The organism is Pseudomonas sp. TE3910, from assembly GCF_056279025.1.
Genome location: NZ_JBWBQN010000001.1, coordinates 783,618 through 801,552 on the forward strand (window position 1 = coordinate 783,618; position 17,935 = coordinate 801,552).

Consider the following 17,935-nt stretch of genomic DNA (forward strand, 5'->3'; position numbering starts at 1 on the left):
GCAATCGACAAAACCGGCCAATGACTCAGCGCAGCGTTTGCGAGCCCACTACGACGATCAGTCAGGTGTGCCAGCAGGACCTTGACGGTGATGGCGTTGCAACACCAACCGCATGATCCTTAGCAACTGCACGGATCACCGGTAGCATTCTCGCCTTTTTTTATAAACAATAGCGCGCGCAAAACGGCCGTTGCCTGCGGCCGCCATTAGTATTTTCTCTTTGAGCTTCCCATGCCTTCGACGACTGACATCACCCTTGAACTGGTGCAGGCCAGCCCTGATCAAATCGAACTGGTGCGTAACCTGTACCAGTTCTATGCCTACGAGTCCTCGGACTGGGAGCAGGAAGACGTTGAACTGGACGGTCGCTTCTATATCCACGATGAGCACCTGCAGCGCTACTGGCAAGAGTCGCAGTGGAGCGCCAACCTGTTGCTGGTCGACGGTTTCATTGCCGGTTTTCTGCTGATCGAGCGCAGTGACTTACCCGGTATCGATGCCCTGGAACTGGCGGATCTGTTCATCCTGAAAAAGTACCGCCGTAAAGGCATCGGGCGTGCTGTAGCGGCCCAGATGCTGATGAGTGCGGAGCATGCCTGGCTGGTGCGTTACTACTATCAGGATGAAGCCGCAGCGGCATTCTGGGGTTCAGTCATGGAGCACCTGCCGCGCGCGGTTCAGGCTATCGAGCCGGATGATGACCCCGAACTGTTGAGCTTCCTGCTACCGCGCGTGGTGCACTGAGTACGCGTAGGGTACTGAAAGCACTGCTAACCTTCGGCCAGGTAATGAAATCTTCATGAAATCGAGGTGTTTTCAGTTTGATTTCTACCGTGCAGGAATTTAGTTTCTGCACGCATTTCGCGGGTTCGCAAGGGGCCCGTCCTGGGCGATGCCTCTAGGCGACATTGCCGCAAGCAAACGAGGAATGACGGTAGCCTGATTGGGGACTCTTGGCGGTGAGACAGTAAATTGCTGTTTTAAAACCGATTTTTTTGTTTTTGAGGCTTCCCATACAGCGCGAAAGTTGATAAATTTCGCACATTCCTGCAGCGGCGCTGGTTCGCAAGCTGCAGAATGATCAATCGAGTCATGGCACTCGTCGCAACAGATACAGGGGCGTCGCCAAGCGGTAAGGCAGCAGGTTTTGATCCTGCCATGCGTTGGTTCGAATCCAGCCGCCCCTGCCATTTTCTATCAGCATCCACGTATGGCTCAGCGCGCAGATTCTGCTCGAGTTCAGGGTGTTCGTCTTTTCGGGAAGCGCGATCTAGTGTTTCCTGAATCAGCAGCATTTACCTCAATGTAACGTCTCTGGCATAGCACCGATTGGCGCACTGCCATGTCCCTGTCCTGCATTTGATGGCCGGGATCGGGGCCTTTACTGCCCCAATCCCGGCATTTCGGTTACTGGCCAGCCGACAGCGGTGGTGTGCGTGGTGGGATCATTCGTTTGTTCCCGGTCGATTCAAATGCGCAAGCAAGGTGCAACAAGTTTGAATCGTCATAGGCGCGCCCAGCGAAGGTCAGCCCCACGGGCATACCGATGTCCTTCATCACACCCATTGGTACGGTGACGGTTGGAACCCCGAGGTGGCGGATGGCGAGGTTGCCGTTGGCGACCCATACGCCGTTGCTCCAGGCAATGTCTGCCGCTTCAGGGTCGACATCGGCATTTGCTGGCCCAACATCGGCCACCGTCGGGAAGATCACCGCATCCAGGCCAAGCCGTTCCATCCAGTCTTCAAGGTCGATCTGGCGGGTCTTTTCAAGCCCGCGCAGCCCGTCTGGCACGGTCGGGATCTTGTCCCACGGCGTAATCCCGCGCTCGGCCATCCGCACGTATTCGTCCATGCCAGCGGCAAGGTCGCCCTCGCGGTTGGGCAGGGTACCCGGGTCGTGGGGGAAGATCAGCGGGCCGTTCACATCGACCAGACGGTTCAACTTCGGATCGCCGTTGGCCTGCAGGAAGTCATCGAACGCCCAGGCGGTCAGGTCCCACAGTTCGTGATGCAGGAACTCTTTGGACACCAGGCCTCGCGTAAACACGGTCGGCGCCCCTGGGCGATCACCCTCGCAATTGGAGACCAGCGGGAAATCGACTTCGATCACTTCAGCCCCGGCGGCTTCGAGTGCCTTTCGTGCGTCTTCCCAGAGCGCAATCACTGACGGGCGGGTATTGATGCGCTGCCCGGTCGGGCCACCGATGCCGGGAGCCTCTGAGGTGCCTGCTTCGGGGTCTGCATTGATATACATGCGGGGAACACCGAGCCGTTTGCCAGCGAGTGACTCAGGCTTCGCGGCAAGCGACAGGTAGGAGGCAGGACGAACCGAGGCGACACTCGGAATCGGCACCCAGGGCTGCATCCGCCACAGATCGCCGCGGGTGTCGGGATCTTCTGCGACCACCACATCGAGCACTTCGAGCAGGTCGGCCATGGTTCTGGCGTACGGCACGACAACGTCCATCGTCGGCGTCAGTGGCCAGTTGCCGCGCACCGAAATCACCCCACGCGAAGGCGTATAGGCGCACAGGCCGTTGTTCGAGGCTGGGCCGCGCCCGCTCGACCAGGTCTCTTCGGCCAGGCCGAAGGCTGCGAAGCTGGCCGCGGTGGCAGTACCGGCGCCGTTCGATGAGCCCGATGCGAAGGGGGCGGTGAGGTAGTCGGCGTTGTACGGGCTCTCTGCTCGGCCGTAGACCCCACGCTGCATGCCACCGTTGGCCATGGGCGGCATGTTGGTCTTGCCCAGGCAGATCGCACCGGCGGCGCGCAGCCGTTCAATGGTGAACGCGTCGCGATAGGCAATCAGGTCGGCAAATGCCGGGCTGCCAGAGGCGGCGGTGAGGCCCTTGACCAGATAGCTGTCCTTGGCGGTGTAGGGGATGCCATCGAGTGGCCCCAAGGTTTCGCCCCTGGCCCGACGGGCATCGGAAGCCTGCGCGTCCTTGAGTGCGTCAGGGTTGCGAACCACCACTGCATTGAGCGCAGTGGCTGTGCCAGGGGCGTCATAGGCGTCGATCCTGGCGAGGTACGCTTGGACGAGCGCGACCGCTGTTGTCTGCCCGGATTCGAGCGCCGCACGCAGGTCGGCAATGGAAACCTCGGTTACCTCGATCATGCTGCGGGTGCTCCGTCACACGGGGAATTGGATACTGGGATGTCAGTTGTCTGAACAGGGTGTCTCATGTCGGTTCTCATTGCACGGCAGGGGCCGGGCTTGCACGCTGGGCCGGGTAAGCGCTTGGGCGTCCTGTCTATCAACACACCAGGAGCGGGTGCGTTAGTGTAACGGTTTGCTGCTACGGTCGACTTCTATTGACGCGGCACGTTCTGGCAGTTATTGGTTGCAATACGGCCTGTGACGCACGTCAGTGTGACGTTCTGATAACCATAAGCACATTGCCATTCCCGCCCAGGGTTCAAGGGGGGAGGCACTCCCTCGTCGCACCCCTCAAAAATAATGCAGTTTCCCCTCATTTTTTTGCATTACCGCCAGCGTACTCATCTCCTTCAGAATCCCTGCGCAATCGAGTTTTGCCCCGCATGGCTGCTTGCGCAAGGTGTATCGCTCGGTATTGACGGTGCGTGTTTTTCAAAAGGTATTTGCTCCTCCCATGTCTACCCGTGGACTGCGTCATTGGCTGCAGCGCCTTGCCCCGGCAACGCTGAATATCCCCCCCAAAGAATGGTTTCGCGCCGGTCTTGGCGCGTTGCTCGGTGTTTTGCTCGCGGGCACGGTGTGCAGCGCGCTGTTCGGCAGCGCGGTGGCCCTGCATCTGCTGGGGCCTTTGGCGGCGTCGGCCGTGTTGCTGTTCGGGGTGCACTCCGGGGCGTTGTCACAACCGTGGCCGCTGATCGGTAGCTATGTCATCGCCGCATTGGTGGCGCTGGGGCTGCACCACTGGATCGGCCCCGGGCTGCTGGCCGCCAGTTCGGCACTAATGTTGGCCATTCTGCTGATGTGCCTGCTGCGTTGTCTGCATCCGCCGGGCGGGGCACTGGCGGTGAGCCTGGCATTGGCGGACCCCTCGCTCGCTGTACTCGGTGTTCAGGTCCTGGAGCCCGTGTTGCTCAACGCTTTGTGCCTGTTGCTGGTGGCGGTGCTGTACAACCGGGCAACCGGGGTGCGCTACCCAAAGACGGCTGCGCCGCGCAAGGACTTGCACCATACCCTCGACCCATTGCCGAGTGAACGGGTAGGGGTCAGTGGCGAAGATCTGGATCAGGCGCTGGAAGCGTTGGGCGAGTTTGTCGATGTCACCCGTGATGAACTGGAACGAATCATCATGGCCACCGAGCAGCAGGCGTTGAAGCGTAGCCTTGGCGGGATTACCGCAGCCAGGGTGATGTCACGGGACGTACAGTTCGCCACGCCCGGCACCACGCTGGAGCAGGCCTGGCAGCAGTTGTCGGGTCATCATGTGAAGGCTTTGCCGGTGCTCGATGAGACGAAGCGCCTGGTCGGGATTGTCAGCCTGAGTGATTTGATTGGCCCGGCCATGGCCCAGCAACGGTTCAGTTGGCGTGCGCTGTTTGGTCGGCGTCAGTCGGTGCGGCTCGAGACGATCATGAGCCGGCGTGTGGTCAGTGTCGGCAGTCAGCAGCAGGCGGTCACGCTGCTGCCGTTGCTCTGTGAGCAAGGGTTGCATTGCCTGCCGGTGCTGGACGGTGAGCAGGTGGTAGGGGTGATCACCCAGACCGACCTGATTGCCGCGCTCAAGCGTCAGTTGCTCAGCAAAGTGGCAACGGTGCGCTCAGATCTGCGGGTCCCAGCGTTGTGACCAGTCATTGTCGCGGGCGACGACTTCGCGTAATACGCTGAACGCCTGTTGCAGCACTTGCGAGTCGCGTTCGCGGGCATACACCAGGTAGGTGGGGTAGGTGAATTCGGGCGCTTGCGGCACGCGCTCGAACACGCCGCTGTCCAGGTAGGCTTGTACCACGCGTGTGCGAAAATAGCCGCTTCCGCCGTGTTCGAGTATGTACTGCAGGGCCATCGGGCCGAGGTTGAAGCTCAGTGCCGGGCGGGCGCATTCGGGCAAGGCTGCATCGTGCAGGCGGCGGAAGGCATCGCCCCAATCAATGTAGACGTAGGGTTCGGGCGTGCAGGCCTTGCGAATGCGGATCAGCTTCTCTTCCATCAGTTGCTCGACCTGCAGGCCCGGGCCGTAGCTTGGCTGATAGACCAGCACCGCGTCGAGTACCCCTAGCTCCAGCTCTTGCAGCAAGCTGTTGCGCTCGCCGACTTCACAGCGCACGGCATGGTTTGGCAGTTCCCGTTGCAGGGCACTGACCCAATTGAGCATCAGTGGGTTGCACAGGCTGACTTCGCCGCCGATGTGCAGCACCTGATGGCAGCCATCGGGCAGCGGCAGGTCGCGGCGCGCGGCTTCCCAGGTTTGCACCAGTTGGTTGGCGTACACCACGAAGGCTTCGCCGTCGGCGGTAAGGCTGGCGCCGCTGCGGCTGCGCACGAACAGTTGGCAGGCCAGTTGTTGTTCGAGTTTCTGCACCCTGGCGGTGATGGCGGTCTGTGTGACGTGCAAGCGCTCGGCCGCCGAGGCCAGGCTGCCGCAACGGACGATCTCAAGAAAGGTTCGGGCCAGCTCGATATCCATGAATGCACCTGATCAGCAAGGTGGCCATTCTAGTGGTTTTGTCGGGCATGGGGCGAGATGTGTGGGTGAGGCAGCGCCGGCAAGGCCGACGCCGGTTTGGCAGGGGCGGTGTCAGCCGCGCAATGCACTCAATCGTAGAGTGCCGGCTGGCGGTCCTGATGTACGTGATTGTTGGCGCTGATGCGCTTGTCGCGGGCCTCGCTGAGGTCCAGGTGGGCAAGGATGATCGCAGGGTCGGCAGCGGCGCCGTGCAGTGGCCCGGCCAAGGGGTAGCCGTTGGCATCGACAATCACCGAGCCGCCGACCCAGTCCACACCGCGTTCAGTGCCACGACGGTCGCAGGCGGCGATATACAGACGGTTGACCGAGGCGTTGGCCTGCACCCGCACCACTTCAGCAGGACGCTCTCCGGCAGGGCGAGGGCCGTCCGGCCAGTTCACGGGGGCGCACAGCAGTTCGGCGCCGGCCAGTGCCGGCAGCCGCACCCATTCAGGAAACTCCAGGTCGTAGCAGATCATCACGGCAATGCGGCCAAAGCGCGTCTCAACCACCGGCGGCGGGCAGTTGCCGGGGGTGAAGAAACGTTTCTCATCGTTCCACAAGTGCGCTTTGCGGTACACGGCCTGCACGCCGTTGGCATCGATCAATGCCGCGCTGTTGTACAGCTCGTCGCGTTCGGTGCGCTCGCAGAAGCCGCCGACGATGACGACATCCAGCTCCGTGGCCAGCACCGCCCATTGGCGCAGGGTTTCACCGTGGGCGGTTTCAGCCAGGCTCAGGGCTTCGGCCTTGTCGATGAAGACGTAGCCGCTCTGTACCAACTCTGGCAGAACCACCACCTGCGCGCCCTGGCTGGCTGCCGCACGTATGGCGGCCAGTGCCTGTTGCCGATTGTGCTCAAGGTCGCCGACCCTGGGGGCCAACTGGCAGCAGGCGACGGTGAGGTGTGTGGGCGTTGGTTTCATCGTGTGGCTTCCTCAAGCTGGCGGTCGTTGGCGGCCAGCAGGCGTTGTTCGGCGTTCAGGTCCAGGGTTCGGCAGAGGCGTGCATAGATCACACCGGTTACCAGCAGGCCAACGGCGAAGGCAATGTCGGCACCGCCGAGGGCGGCGGCTGCGGGGCCGGTGTAGAAGCTCAGCGACATGAACGGCACCATCGCCAGCAGGCCGATGCCGTAGGCGCTCAGGCCGGCCTTGCCCCAGGCGCCGTAAATGCCATTGGGATTGAAGATCTCGCTGATCACATAGTGACCCTTGCGCACACCGTAGAAGTCGACGAGGTTCACCGCCGTCCATGGCACCAGGAAGTACAGCATCAACAGGATGAAGGTGTTGAAGCTGCCCAGGTAACTCTCGGGAATCGCCAGCGCGACGATGAAGACGATGGCAGCGATGATGGCAATGCCAGAGACGCGGATTTTCAGTGACGGGGTGACTTTGCGGAAGCTGTCGATGGCACTGATGCTGGTAAGCATCGCCCCGTAGCAGTTGACGGCCATGATGCCGACCAGCGCCGGTATCGAGATCAGTACGGTAAAGGTGCCCAGCCCCGGGATGAACTGGTTGCCCACTTCACGCACGCTGCCGATGGCATCCGGCGATGGCAGGGCCGAGGCCAGGAAGGCGCCGAGCGACATCAGCCACAGGGCCGATCCGGCCGCGCCGAGGTAGGTCCAGAACACCACCTTGCGGGCAGGCGTATCATGAGGCAGGTAGCGCGAGTAGTCAGAGACGTACACCGAGTAGCTGATCTGGTAGCCCGCGGCTGCGGAGAGTTGTACCAGGAAGGCACCCCAGGAGAAGTGTGCGTTGTCCAGGGCCGCATCGGCCTGCAGGGTCATCACGGCGCTGACGGTCAAGGCGCCGAACACCACGATCATCACGTAGGTCAGCCAGCGTTGAACCGTGTGCAGCAGGTCGTGACCCACCACCGCCAGCACCACGGCAACGGCGATGACGCCCAGGTACCAGGGGGCACGTTGGCCGGGCAGTACGGTGTTGATGGCGTCAGTGGCGAGGATAACGTTGAACACATTGAAACCGATGTACACGAACACCACGGCAGCGAAGGGCACGATGGCGCCTTTGAGGCCGAACTGGGCGCGTGACTGGATCATCTGTGGCAGGCCCATGCGGGGGCCCTGGTTGGCGTGAAAGGCCATGAAGAAGGTGCCGAAGCAGACGCCGATAATGATCGCAAGTATCGAGTACAAGGCGCCGAGGCCCAGTGCGGGGCCGGTGAACCCGGTGACCATGGTGGTGAGGACGAAGTTGCCGGTAAACCAGAATGGTGCCTGATGCCAGACCTTGCCATGGCGTTCGGTGCGCGGCACGTAGTCGATGGAGCGAACCTCGATTTTCGGTCGAGCGGTGACCTTGTTGGCGTTGCTCACTGGGAACCTCATGTCTTGTTGTTGTGTACGCGTGTAATGGGCCCGCACTGGCGGACATAAGTGGGGTGGATGTTCCGACAGTGAGTAAGGTCGAGGGAATCGGCGTAGGGAAATAATTACTTCAGAAATTTCTGAAGTAATACCGGCGGTTACTTGAGACCGGTCATCAGGGCTTGACTTCACGCGCCAGCAAGGCGCGTTTGCGCTCCACGCCCCAGCGGTAGCCCGACAGGTTGCCGTCGCTGCGCACCACGCGATGGCAGGGGATGGCCACGGCCAGTGTGTTCGCGGCGCAGGCCTGAGCCACGGCGCGCACCGCCTTGGGTGAACCAATGCGCTCGGCGATCTGCGCGTAGCTGGCGGTGCTGCCTGCGGGGATTTCGCGCAAGGCCTGCCATACCCGTTCCTGGAAGGCCGTGCCCCGCACATCCAGAGGCAGGTTCAGACCCAGGGCCGGGGCTTCGACGAAGCCAACCACGGTGGCGATCAGTTGCTCGAAGTTGGTGTCGGCGCCGATGAAATTGGCATTGGGGAACATGTCTTGCACGTCGTGCAGCAGCTGTTGCGGGTCGTCTCCCAGGAGAATCGCGCAAATACCCCGCGCGCTCTGCGCGACCAGAATCGAGCCCAGTGAGCACTCACCCACGGCAACGCGGATATCCAGGTGCTGGCCTCCGGCGCGATAATCACTCGGGCGCATGCCAAGCAGGTGGTCCGAAGCCGCATAGAAACGGCTGTTGGAGTTGAAGCCCGCCTCATACAAGGCATCGGTGACCCGGCCGCCGAGGGCCAGTTGCTCGCGTACCCGGCGCGCGCGGTGGGCATTGGCGTAGCCCTTTGGGGTCAGGCCGGTCACGGACTTGAACACCCGATGAAAGTGAAACGGGCTCAAGCCGGCATAGGCCGCCAGGTCAGCGAGTGAGGGGAGTTCAGTGCTGCTCTCGATCAGCCGGCAGGCATCGGCCACTCGCGCTGCATGCTGGGCCAGCACTATGGACGGCAAAGCCCCGGCACGTTTCGAGGGACGATAGCCGGCCGCCTCTGCTGCCTCTGGCGTGTTGAAAAACTCGACGTTTTCCGCTCGCGGCAATCGGGCAGTGCTGCCCGGGTGGCAGTACACGCCGGTGGTGCGTACGGCATAGACAAACTGCCCATGGGCCGTTGTGTCGCGTGCCAGTACGGCTTGCCAGCGTGGGTCTTGCTCCACTGAAGTGGCCGGCACTGTGGCGCTGTCCTTGTCTGTGTTCATAATGCTGTTCCCGCTGTCAGTGGCCTACAGGCTGCACGTTAAGCCGCTACCCGCAGTGAGGCACTCCGACTCTTGCGGTTGAATTCCATCGACAGCATGAGTCACTCATCGAGACACGATGAAACGGTGTTTCGTCAACCCGCCTTACGGAAGGTAAAGTTGATGCGTTGCGCGCCCATCACTGAATGCAGCGCATCCTTGATCGGCGCTACACCATGGTAACGCAACCGGTCTTCACCGCCCCAGACCACCACATCGCCATGAAACAGTGGCACGCGTTGGGGCTTGTCAGCCCGGTGATGGCCGCCAAAGAGGAAGGTGGCCGGGATACCAAGAGACACCGAGATGATCGGCCAGGTGTAGTCGCGTTCATCTTTGTCCTGGTGCAGGGACATCCGCGAACCGGGTTGATATTGGTTGACCAGGCAGGCATCGGGCACAAAGTCGGGGAAACCTGCTGCGTTTGCCGCCGCTGTCGCAAGCGCCAGAAACGCGCTTGGAAGTTCCGGCCAGGGCTGCCCGCTGGCGGGGTCGATCGGGCTGTAGCGGTAGCCGCTGCGGTCGCTTGTCCAGCCCAGATGCCCGCAGTTGGTCAGGGCCACGGACATGCCGAAACCGCCTGGGGTGACCATGTTCCGAAACGGCGCGACTTCGCAGATGTGGGCCAGGGCCGGCAGCACTGCCTCGACGAAGGGCAGGGCAAAGCCGCGCAACACGCAGGCCTGGTGTGCCAGGGGTTCCATGGCCTGCGTCGGTGTGTGCAGACCTTCAAACAGATCGAGTGTGCTCATGGTGCTTGCTTCGCGGTTGTGAGGATGCGGCCATTTGGCCCGTCACATCAGCACCAATGTACTCCATTACGTGGGCACCGGGCTCAACTGCGCGCCAGCCCGTGCCCAGTGGTCGGTCAGGCCGCGCGTTCACCGCACAGGTCCAGGGCGAACCAGTGTTCGGCCTCGCCCACACTCAGCCCGGCGCCGAGCAGGGCGAACAGCTTGCCCAAGGCCGCTTCCCGGGTCATGCCGCCACCGGAGACCAGGCCGACATCGCGCAGGCGGCTGCCGGCGGCGTAGGTGTCGAACAGTACGCTGCCTTGTGGGCACTGGCTGATGGCCGCCAGCACTACGCCGCGCTGACGCGCTTCACTCAGCACCTGCAGCAGTGCGGCATCGTCGGATGGCCCGGTACCGCTGCCGTAGCATTCCAGCAGCAGGCCCTGGATGCCGCTGTTCAGCACGCTGCGAAGCTGTTCAGCCTGAAAGCCGGGGAACAGTGGCAGCACCGCCAGCTTGACCGGTGTGCGTGGCTGGCGATAGCACAGGCGTGCTGGCAGTGTTTCAGCGCGAGCGCCTTCACGATGACGAGGCAGTTCGGCGAACGCATCGAAGGCTTCGCTGCGTAGTTTGCTGGCACGGGCACCGTGCAGCAGGGCACCGTGAAAGTACAGGTGTACGCCGTCCTCGATACCCGAGGCCATGATGCCGAGGGCACCCCTGAGGTTTTGCCAGGCATCGCTGTTCGGTGCGCCCGCCGGCAGCATCGAGCCGGTCAGCACCACCGGAACATTCAGGCCGAGCAACAGGAATGATAGCGCCGCTGCGCTGTAGGCCAGGGTGTCGGTACCGTGCAGCAGCAGGACGCCGTCGTGGCCATCTTCGACCACGGCGTTGACGATGGTGTCACGCATGGCCAGCCAGTTCGCTTGCTGCATGTTGGCGCTGTCCAGCAACGGTTCCAGTTCAAGCAGGCGCCAGGCGGGTGTCGGGGTATCGGGGTGCTCCAGCAGGTAATCGTGCAAGCGTGCCTCGAAGCCGCTGGCCGGGGCCAGGCCTTGTGGCGTTTGCAGCATGCCGATGGTGCCGCCGGTATAGAGGACAAGAAGGTTCTTTACTGCGCGCATGGGAAGCGTCCAGGCAGATGGAAAGTGCGGTGTGAAAGATCGCGGGAGCAGTGGCAGGGAAGGCCGCCCCGGCATAGGGCGGCCTTCAGGTGGTCACTCAGCGTTGCGCCGGTGCCAGTTGGGGTTCAGCGTGCGCCGGGCTTTCGGCGTGTTGGCCCACGGGCCAGGCTTGCGGGTCCAGGTCGAGGTCGGCGAAGCGTGCGGCGTCGAACACCGGTTGCGCGATGCCGGCACGGCGCTGCTCGTCATAGTCGCGCATGACCCGCAGGCCGACCTTGAACAGCATGGCCAGGGCGGCCAGGTTGACGAAGGCCAGGCAGGTCATGGTGATGTCGGCAAAGGCGAAGACGGTGGAGAGGTCTTGCACCGAACCCCATAGGATCAGCAGTACCACCAGTCCGCGGTAGGCGATCAGCACCAGCCGGTTGCGGCTGAGGAACTGCAGGCTGGTTTCGCCCAGGTAGTAGTTGTAGAGGATGCAGGTGAAGACGAACAGCGACAGCGCAACGCTGACGAACAGACGCCCCCAGTCACCGACTACCGCGGCCAGCGAGTTCTGGGTCAGGGCGATACCGTCACCTTCAAAACCTGGTGTGTAGAAACCCGACAGCAGGATCAGCAGAGCGGTGCAGGTGCAGATCACGAAGGTGTCGAGGAACACGCTGAAGGCTTGTACCACGCCTTGTGCGGCTGGGTGGCGCACCGCGGCAACAGCGGCGACGTTAGGCGCACTGCCCAGGCCCGCTTCGTTGGCGAAAACCCCGCGCTTCACGCCCATGACGATGGCGCTGCCCAGCAGACCGCCGAATGCCGGGTCGAGGCCAAAGGCGCTCTTGATGATGGTTTCCAGCATGGCCGGCACGTGCTCGATCTGGGTGATGATCACGTACAGGGTGACACCGATGTAGGCCAGGGTCTTGACCGGTACCAGCAGGTCGGACACCGAGGCGATACGCTTGATGCCGCCGATGAACACCACGCAGAGCAAGGCTGCCAGGGCAAAGCCGGTCTGCTGTGGTTCAAAGCCAAACGCGTTTTGCAGCGAGTGGGTAACGGTATAGGACTGCAGGCCGTTGAAGGTGAAGCCATAGGTCACCAGCAGCAACACGGCAAACACTACCGCCATCCAGCGCAGTTTCAGGCCATGCTGGATGTAGTACGCCGGGCCGCCACGGTACAGGCCGTCTCCGTCGCTGCGTTTGTAGACCTGGGCCAGGGTGCATTCAAAAAAGCTGCTGGACATACCGACCAGTGCAGTAACCCACATCCAGAACACCGCGCCTGGGCCGCCGAGGGTAACGGCAATGCCGACACCGGCGATGTTCCCGGCACCGACACGGCCGGCAAGGCTCAGCATCAGGGCCTGGAACGAACTCAGTTGGCCTGCCTGGCCGCGCAGCGATTCCTTGAACACACTGAACATGTGGCCGAAATGACGGAACTGGACGAAACGAGAGCGCAAGGTGAAGTAGCTACCCAGTCCGACGATCAGCACGATGAGGAGTTTCCCCGAAAGGAAATCGTTGAGCGCTTCGAGCATGAAGAGACCTCGATTCTTATTGTTTAAGTGAAAGACAAACGACCGCAACAGTGCGGTGCAGGCATGGCGCGCATGGTTGGCCAAGAAAAGCCTGGTTACAATTTCGCGGGTTGATCTGAAATGATGCGACTTGATGCTAAACTGGCGCCGCTAGCATCAATCGGAAGTGCATCAATGAGTGAAAACCTGGGCGTAAACCTCAAACTGGCTTGCAGCCACTACCGCTCTATCTCGGAGGTTTGCCGCCAGCTGTCGATCAACCGTGGACAGTTCAACAAGTACCTCAGCGGCCAGAGCCAACCGACGCCTTACAACCTCAAGCGCATCGGCGACTTTTTCGGTGTCGAGGATTACGAGCTGGGTTTGCCGCCAGAGCAGTTCGCCCGTCTCATCGGCGCGCGCGTTACCGTGCTGCCTGGCGCCGGTCAGGAGGACCCGCTGGTCGAGTTGCTGCGTCCTTTGCGTGATCACGGCGGTAACTTGTCGCGTTACTGCGGTTACTACTTCGAGTACTCCAACTGCATGTCGGTGCCGGGCTCGATCCTGCTGTCACTGGTGCACTTGCGTGAAGAGCGGGGTACCTTCCTGTTCGAACGCCAGGAGCGTCAGGAACGCACCAGCAGCATCGACGTACAGGCCGAAGACTGGGTGCGTTGCCGCTACCTGGGGGCAGCGTTCCAACTGCAGGATCGCCTGTTTCTGGTCGACTACGAGTCGTTGACGGTCAACGAGATGAGCCAGACCATCCTCATCCCCAGCTTCAAGAGCCGCATCACCCGCCTCAATGGGCTGAAGACCGGCGTCTCCAGTGGTGACCGGCGCACCCCGACCTGCACCCGAGTGGTGTGGGAGTACCTGGGGCCGGAAATCAACCGGATCAATGCTTACCGTCAGGTCCGCTTGTACCGGCCGGATGATCCGCGCATCGATGATGATGTGCGCGCGCGCCTGGAGGTCGGGCCCATCCGTAACGGTTTGTTCGAGATTGCCTGAGCGTCGTCAGTAGCCGGTCATCTCCAGGTAACCACGCCCGGTATTGCTGCCCAGCAGTTGCACCGGGCCTTCCCAGTAGGCAACGGTAGTACCCATCCAGGCATGGGGTTGCAGGGCCGCGACCTGTACGTCCAGGTTGTGCGTGGCGACTTGCAAGCGCCAGCGAGTGGGGAGCTGCTTGCCGTTGTCCTGGCGCGTCCAGGCTTGCGGGTCGAGCCGGATTTGCTCGCTTCGCAACGGCTCGGCGTGGCCGTCGGGGCTGATCCAGGTACCTGCTCGATAGGGCTGGCCGTCGCGTTGGCGCACCTGGAACAGCATCAGCTTGGCGCCGTTTTCCAGGTGCAGCGAGAACCAGTCCCACCCCTGTTGTGTGTTGCTCAGCGGCTGGCTGCTCCATTCCCGGTCGAGCCAGGCGCGTCCCGTGACCGGGTAGCGTTGGCCATGGCGCTCAACCTCGCCACTGACCTGATAAAACGGTTGGCTGTAGTAGTACGACGCTTGGCCCTGGCCAGACTTTTCGCTGTAGCCGCGGTCGCCATGCAGCACCAGTGGCCCTTGGCTGATCAGTTGCAGGCGATAGCTGAAGCCGTTGCCGGTAGCGCGCATCTGCAACTGCTCAAGCCCTTGGCCTGCCGTGCTGGCCAGTGACCAGTCGTCGATCCAGGCACGGAAGGGGTACGCGTCGACACCCGCCTGGCCGATGCCGCCACGGGCAAGGGTCTGGCTGAACTGATGGCTGGACGCGCTGCTCAGCGCGGCGTGCCCCAGCCACACGGTCGGGCTGGACCAGCCGGCTACCTCGGCGCCTGGGCGCAAGGCGGAGCGGAACAGGGTCCATTGCACGCCCCAGTCATGTCCTTGCTCGTCGGTGAGATTGGCCGTGACGTACCACCACTCGATGCGGTAGCCCGCATGGGCGCCGTGGTCAGCAGGAAAACTCAGCGCTTGTCCACGCACTACCGGTGTGTAGGTCGCAGTTGCCTGGCCAAGCCCGGCAAAGCCCTCAATCGCTGGCGGGGCCTTGTCGCACCCGCTCAGCAGCAGGGCACAGGCGATGATCCGGACCTTACGCTTCATCGACGAATTGCCTCAACAGGTCAGCCGGTTGGCTACGCAGCAGTTGCCACAACGGCCCGATGGCCGCCAACAGGCTGGTCAGCAGGCCCAGTACAACCAACTGCAGCAGTTGTGATGGAAACACCTGCAACGGCAGCCGCCAGCCAAAGGCCTGCACATTGACCACAGCAACCAGGCACCAGGCCAGTAACAGCCCCAAGGGGATTGCCAGCAACACCGTCAGGCCGGCCAGCATCAAGGTTTGCCCCAGGCTCAACCAGGCCAGCGTGCGCCGCTCGACACCCAGCGCCCACAGCGGGGCCAACTGCCCGAGGCGGCTCTGGCCAAGGGTCAGCAGGCTGATGAACAGCGCCACTCCGGCGACCGCCAGGGTAAGGCTGTTGAGCGCAGCGGTGGCGACGAAGGTGCGCTCGAAGACCTCGCGGGACCAGCGCTTGAGGGACGCCTGATCGGTCAGTTGGTTGCTGTCCAGGGCAAACTGTTGTTGCAGCTGCGCCATCAGTGGCGCTACCTGCTGTGCGGCCAGGCGCACGCTCAGGGCGTAGAAATCCGCATCGGGCCAGTAGCGTTGCAACCAATCGGCACTGACCAGCAGGTGCCCCTTCGGGTTGCCATAGTCGGCATACACCCCGACAACCCTGAGGCTGGGCGCTGCAGCCGGGGCAGGCAGTGACAGGCGATCACCCAGGCTCAGGTGAAGGTGGCGGGCCAGTTGTTCGCTGAGCATCACGCCCTGGCCGGTGGCCAGTTGTCGCCAGGCGTCATCCTGTTGCTCAAGTAGCGTCCAGTGCTGCGGGTAGTAAGGGTGATCGGTGATGCCAAAGAGCTGGGCGGGCCAACCCTGCAGGCGCAGTTCTACGCGCCATCGCGGCAGCACGGCTTCGACCTGCGGCTGGGCAGTCAGCCAGTCATTGATCGCCTGCGCTTGTGCAGTATCGCGTGGGCTCAGGTAAAGCTCGGCGGCAAGACGCTGGTCGAGCCAGCTCATGAAGGTCTTGCGAAAGCCTTCGGTCATGCTGCCCACGCCCACACTGGCGCTCAAGGCCAACAGCAGTGCCATCAGGGCAAGGGCCAGCGCCGGTAGCTGTTGGCGGCTGTCGGCGATGAACCCAGTGCGCCAGCGGCCGCTGACAGTAGCGTGCGAGCAGCAGCAACGCTGCGTCGAGCAAGGCCGGCAGCAGCAGAGCGGCGGCCAGCAGCAAGGCAGTGATCATCACAAAGGCGATACGCAGGCTGTCACCGAACCGCCAGCAGGCCAAGGCCAGCAGCGCCAGGCCAAACGCCAACAGGACCTGGCGGCGCAACCAGAGGCTTTGTGCCGCCTGCCAGGCGTGTGGTTGTGCCAGGGCCAGCAGTGGCAGGCGAGCTGCGCGCAACAGGCTGTTTGCTCCGGCCAAGAGCGCACCGAGCAGGCTGATGGTCAGGCCTGTCAGCCACCATGTGGGTGACAGGCTCAGTTGCCCGGCCACCTGCACACCGTAGAGGCCGCGCAGGCTGGTAGCGACGTCATCCAGCAGCAAGGCCGCCAGCAGGTAGCCGCTGAGCACGCCGGCCAGACCGCCCAACAGGGCAAACAGACCAAGCTCAAGTGCCAGTGCGCTGACCAGCGCGGCGAGGCTTACGCCGCAGGCGCGCAAGGTGCGTAACAGGCTGCGGCGTTGCTCCAGGGCCAGGCCAATGGCGGCATGCACGATAAACAGGCCGACCAGGAACGCCAGCAGGCCAAGGGCGCTTAGGTTCAGGTGGAAACTCTCGGTCAGGCGCTGCAAGTCCTGTGCGTCGCTTGAAGTGTGCAGTTGCAACGTGCCAGCCAGGTTGGCCGGCAGGCGCGGTGCGCTGTCGGCGAAGGCCGCTGGCATCAGCAGCCGTGAAACCTGCCCTGGCGCTTTCAGAAGTGTTTGCGCGTAGCCAATATCGACAACGATCACCCCAGGGGCCAATTGCCCCTGCACGTGCAGGGGCGGCAGGTATTGGCCATCTTCGGTCTGCACCTGGGCGCCCGGTTTCAGGCCAAGGCGTTGCAAGGTGTCTGGGCCGACCCAGGCTTGCCCGGGCGGGCCAATGAAGCCGCCAAGGTCGAGTCCTTCGTTGGCTTGCCCGGCGATGGCTGATCCCTGGGGCAGGGTGAGCGGTTCGATGCCGATCAGCCGCACGTTAAGCGCGGCATCACCCACAAGGTTCAGGCGGCCTTCGAGCAGCGGCGAAACGGGCCAGCCCTCACGGCGCAGCGCAACATAGACCGCTTGGCCGATGTGCGGGCCTTGGCGTGGTGCCCAATATGCCTGCGCCACGCCGCCGAGTACGGCGCTGGCCCGGGCGTAGTCGGCCCGTGCCTGGGTATTGAGTGCCTGTACGCCGGCCCACAGTGCGGTAGCCAGCCAGAGCCCGGTGAAAATGCTGAAGCACTGCAGCGGGTGGCGCCGCCAGTGGCTGAGCAGGGCCTGGAGGCTGATCCTCAGGCTGCTCATTACACCGCCTGGGGCTGGACACGGCCCAGGTGCAGATAGCATTGCCGGGACAGTCGGGCAGCCAGGCGTGGGCTGTGGGTGACCATCAACAGGCTGCTGCCGGCCTCACCGACCAGCCGCAGGAGCAGCTCGAGTGCTGTGTCGCTGCTAGCTTCGTCGAGGCTGCCCGTCGGTTCGTCGGCCAGCATCAGCGAGGGCTTTGCTGCCAGCGCGCGGCCAATGGCCAGGCGTTGCTGTTGGCCACCGGAAAGTTGTTCGGGGTAACGCTCAAGCAAGGGGCGCAGCCCCAGTTGTTCGGCCAGGTAGGTGGCCCAGGCGGGGTCGTGACGCTCTGCCAGGCGCGCTTGAAAGGTCAGGTTCGCGGCCACATCAAGGCTGCTGATCAAGTTGTACTGTTGGAATACCAGGCCAATGCCGAGCCGTCGCCAGCGTGCCAGCTCCGCTTCCCGACGCCCTTGAAGCGGTGTGCCATCGATCAGAATGTGCCCGCTGTCTGCCCGTTCCAGGCCTGCGATCAGGTGCAGCAGGGTGCTCTTGCCGCTGCCGGACTCGCCCATCAAGGCCATGCTCGTCCCGTTGGGCAGGTGCAGGTCTACGCCCCGCAGAACCGGCAGTGTGCCTTGGGCGGTGGTGAAGGACTTGTACAGGTTTTCGACCTTTAGCATGGGTAGCACACTTGCACGGGGAGCACCTGAG

Annotated in this window: 13 protein-coding genes, 1 tRNA gene and 1 pseudogene; 4 read left to right on the forward strand and 11 right to left on the reverse strand. The window is 62.8% G+C overall.

What is annotated here, in order from left to right; genetic code table 11:
• Positions 1-231: 231 nt before the first annotated feature.
• Together ACZ9H3_RS03565 and ACZ9H3_RS03570 are read left to right on the forward strand one after the other, a co-directional pair.
• Positions 232-744 carry a GNAT family N-acetyltransferase gene (locus ACZ9H3_RS03565; RefSeq protein ID WP_476219618.1) on the forward strand — a complete coding sequence of 171 codons (513 nt, stop codon included), beginning with the start codon at positions 232-234 and terminating at the stop codon, positions 742-744.
• 371 nt (positions 745-1,115) lie between these two features.
• Positions 1,116-1,190: transfer RNA gene (locus tag ACZ9H3_RS03570), tRNA-Gln, on the forward strand.
• A 217-nt stretch (positions 1,191-1,407) separates the two neighbouring features.
• On the opposite strand, the gene ACZ9H3_RS03575 is transcribed toward ACZ9H3_RS03570, so the two are convergent.
• Positions 1,408-3,120: an amidase gene (locus ACZ9H3_RS03575; RefSeq protein ID WP_476219620.1), complete on the reverse strand. Its 1,713-nt coding sequence runs from the start codon at positions 3,118-3,120 to the stop codon at positions 1,408-1,410.
• 496 nt (positions 3,121-3,616) lie between these two features.
• On the opposite strand from ACZ9H3_RS03575, the gene ACZ9H3_RS03580 reads away from it, so the two are divergent.
• Entirely contained in the window at positions 3,617-4,783 is a 1,167-nt protein-coding gene (locus ACZ9H3_RS03580) for an HPP family protein (RefSeq protein ID WP_476219621.1), read from the forward strand.
• Here the strand turns inward: ACZ9H3_RS03580 and ACZ9H3_RS03585 are convergent.
• From ACZ9H3_RS03585 to ACZ9H3_RS03615, 7 genes are all read right to left on the reverse strand, one after another.
• Positions 4,757-5,620, reverse strand: a complete 864-nt coding sequence (locus ACZ9H3_RS03585; protein WP_454241476.1) for a LysR family transcriptional regulator — start codon at positions 5,618-5,620, stop codon at positions 4,757-4,759. The two genes, ACZ9H3_RS03580 and ACZ9H3_RS03585, sit on opposite strands and share 27 nt — an antisense overlap.
• A 128-nt stretch (positions 5,621-5,748) precedes the next feature.
• Positions 5,749-6,585, reverse strand: a complete 837-nt coding sequence (locus ACZ9H3_RS03590; protein ID WP_476219624.1) for a nitrilase family protein — start codon at positions 6,583-6,585, stop codon at positions 5,749-5,751.
• Entirely contained in the window at positions 6,582-8,012 is a 1,431-nt protein-coding gene (locus tag ACZ9H3_RS03595; protein WP_099774674.1) for a purine-cytosine permease family protein, read from the reverse strand. Before ACZ9H3_RS03595 ends, ACZ9H3_RS03590 begins: the two co-directional genes overlap by 4 nt.
• 166 nt (positions 8,013-8,178) lie before the next feature.
• Complete coding sequence (gene ada, locus ACZ9H3_RS03600; protein ID WP_476219626.1) at positions 8,179-9,261, reverse strand: bifunctional DNA-binding transcriptional regulator/O6-methylguanine-DNA methyltransferase Ada; 1,083 nt, start codon at positions 9,259-9,261, stop codon at positions 8,179-8,181.
• A gap of 134 nt (positions 9,262-9,395) precedes the next feature.
• The gene (alkB, locus tag ACZ9H3_RS03605) at positions 9,396-10,052 is read right to left on the reverse strand and encodes a DNA oxidative demethylase AlkB (RefSeq protein ID WP_476219627.1); all 657 of its coding nucleotides are present in this window, start codon (positions 10,050-10,052) and stop codon (positions 9,396-9,398) included.
• 116 nt (positions 10,053-10,168) lie between these two features.
• Positions 10,169-11,161, reverse strand: a complete 993-nt coding sequence (locus ACZ9H3_RS03610) for an asparaginase (RefSeq protein WP_476219629.1) — start codon at positions 11,159-11,161, stop codon at positions 10,169-10,171.
• Positions 11,162-11,258: 97 nt separating this feature from the next.
• Positions 11,259-12,701 carry an alanine/glycine:cation symporter family protein gene (locus ACZ9H3_RS03615; RefSeq protein WP_099774681.1) on the reverse strand — a complete coding sequence of 481 codons (1,443 nt, stop codon included), beginning with the start codon at positions 12,699-12,701 and terminating at the stop codon, positions 11,259-11,261.
• Positions 12,702-12,875: 174 nt separating this feature from the next.
• On the opposite strand from ACZ9H3_RS03615, the gene ACZ9H3_RS03620 reads away from it, so the two are divergent.
• Positions 12,876-13,694 (forward strand): helix-turn-helix domain-containing protein, encoded by an 819-nt coding sequence (locus ACZ9H3_RS03620; protein WP_065761410.1) that lies wholly within the window; start codon positions 12,876-12,878, stop codon positions 13,692-13,694.
• 6 nt (positions 13,695-13,700) lie between these two features.
• On the opposite strand, the gene ACZ9H3_RS03625 is transcribed toward ACZ9H3_RS03620, so the two are convergent.
• From ACZ9H3_RS03625 to ACZ9H3_RS03635, 3 genes and pseudogenes are all read right to left on the reverse strand, one after another.
• Positions 13,701-14,771 (reverse strand): lipocalin-like domain-containing protein, encoded by a 1,071-nt coding sequence (locus ACZ9H3_RS03625; protein WP_476219631.1) that lies wholly within the window; start codon positions 14,769-14,771, stop codon positions 13,701-13,703.
• Positions 14,761-17,239, reverse strand: a pseudogene (locus ACZ9H3_RS03630) (ABC transporter permease). Before ACZ9H3_RS03630 ends, ACZ9H3_RS03625 begins: the two are co-directional and overlap by 11 nt.
• The gene (locus tag ACZ9H3_RS03635) at positions 17,239-17,904 is read right to left on the reverse strand and encodes an ABC transporter ATP-binding protein (RefSeq protein WP_476219633.1); all 666 of its coding nucleotides are present in this window, start codon (positions 17,902-17,904) and stop codon (positions 17,239-17,241) included. Before ACZ9H3_RS03635 ends, ACZ9H3_RS03630 begins: the two are co-directional and overlap by 1 nt.
• Positions 17,905-17,935 lie beyond the last annotated feature (31 nt).

Excerpts from the sequence above, each read along its gene's own strand:
- ACZ9H3_RS03565 (WP_476219618.1), top strand. The coding sequence starts at position 232 with ATGCCTTCGACGACTGACATCACCCTTGAACTGGTGCAGGCCAGCCCT.
- ACZ9H3_RS03575 (WP_476219620.1), bottom strand. The coding sequence starts at position 3,120 with ATGATCGAGGTAACCGAGGTTTCCATTGCCGACCTGCGTGCGGCGCTC.
- ACZ9H3_RS03580 (WP_476219621.1), top strand. The coding sequence starts at position 3,617 with ATGTCTACCCGTGGACTGCGTCATTGGCTGCAGCGCCTTGCCCCGGCA.
- ACZ9H3_RS03585 (WP_454241476.1), bottom strand. The coding sequence starts at position 5,620 with ATGGATATCGAGCTGGCCCGAACCTTTCTTGAGATCGTCCGTTGCGGC.
- ACZ9H3_RS03590 (WP_476219624.1), bottom strand. The coding sequence starts at position 6,585 with ATGAAACCAACGCCCACACACCTCACCGTCGCCTGCTGCCAGTTGGCC.
- ada (WP_476219626.1), bottom strand. The coding sequence starts at position 9,261 with ATGAACACAGACAAGGACAGCGCCACAGTGCCGGCCACTTCAGTGGAG.
- alkB (WP_476219627.1), bottom strand. The coding sequence starts at position 10,052 with ATGAGCACACTCGATCTGTTTGAAGGTCTGCACACACCGACGCAGGCC.
- ACZ9H3_RS03610 (WP_476219629.1), bottom strand. The coding sequence starts at position 11,161 with ATGCGCGCAGTAAAGAACCTTCTTGTCCTCTATACCGGCGGCACCATC.
- ACZ9H3_RS03615 (WP_099774681.1), bottom strand. The coding sequence starts at position 12,701 with ATGCTCGAAGCGCTCAACGATTTCCTTTCGGGGAAACTCCTCATCGTG.
- ACZ9H3_RS03620 (WP_065761410.1), top strand. The coding sequence starts at position 12,876 with ATGAGTGAAAACCTGGGCGTAAACCTCAAACTGGCTTGCAGCCACTAC.
- ACZ9H3_RS03625 (WP_476219631.1), bottom strand. The coding sequence starts at position 14,771 with ATGAAGCGTAAGGTCCGGATCATCGCCTGTGCCCTGCTGCTGAGCGGG.
- ACZ9H3_RS03635 (WP_476219633.1), bottom strand. The coding sequence starts at position 17,904 with ATGCTAAAGGTCGAAAACCTGTACAAGTCCTTCACCACCGCCCAAGGC.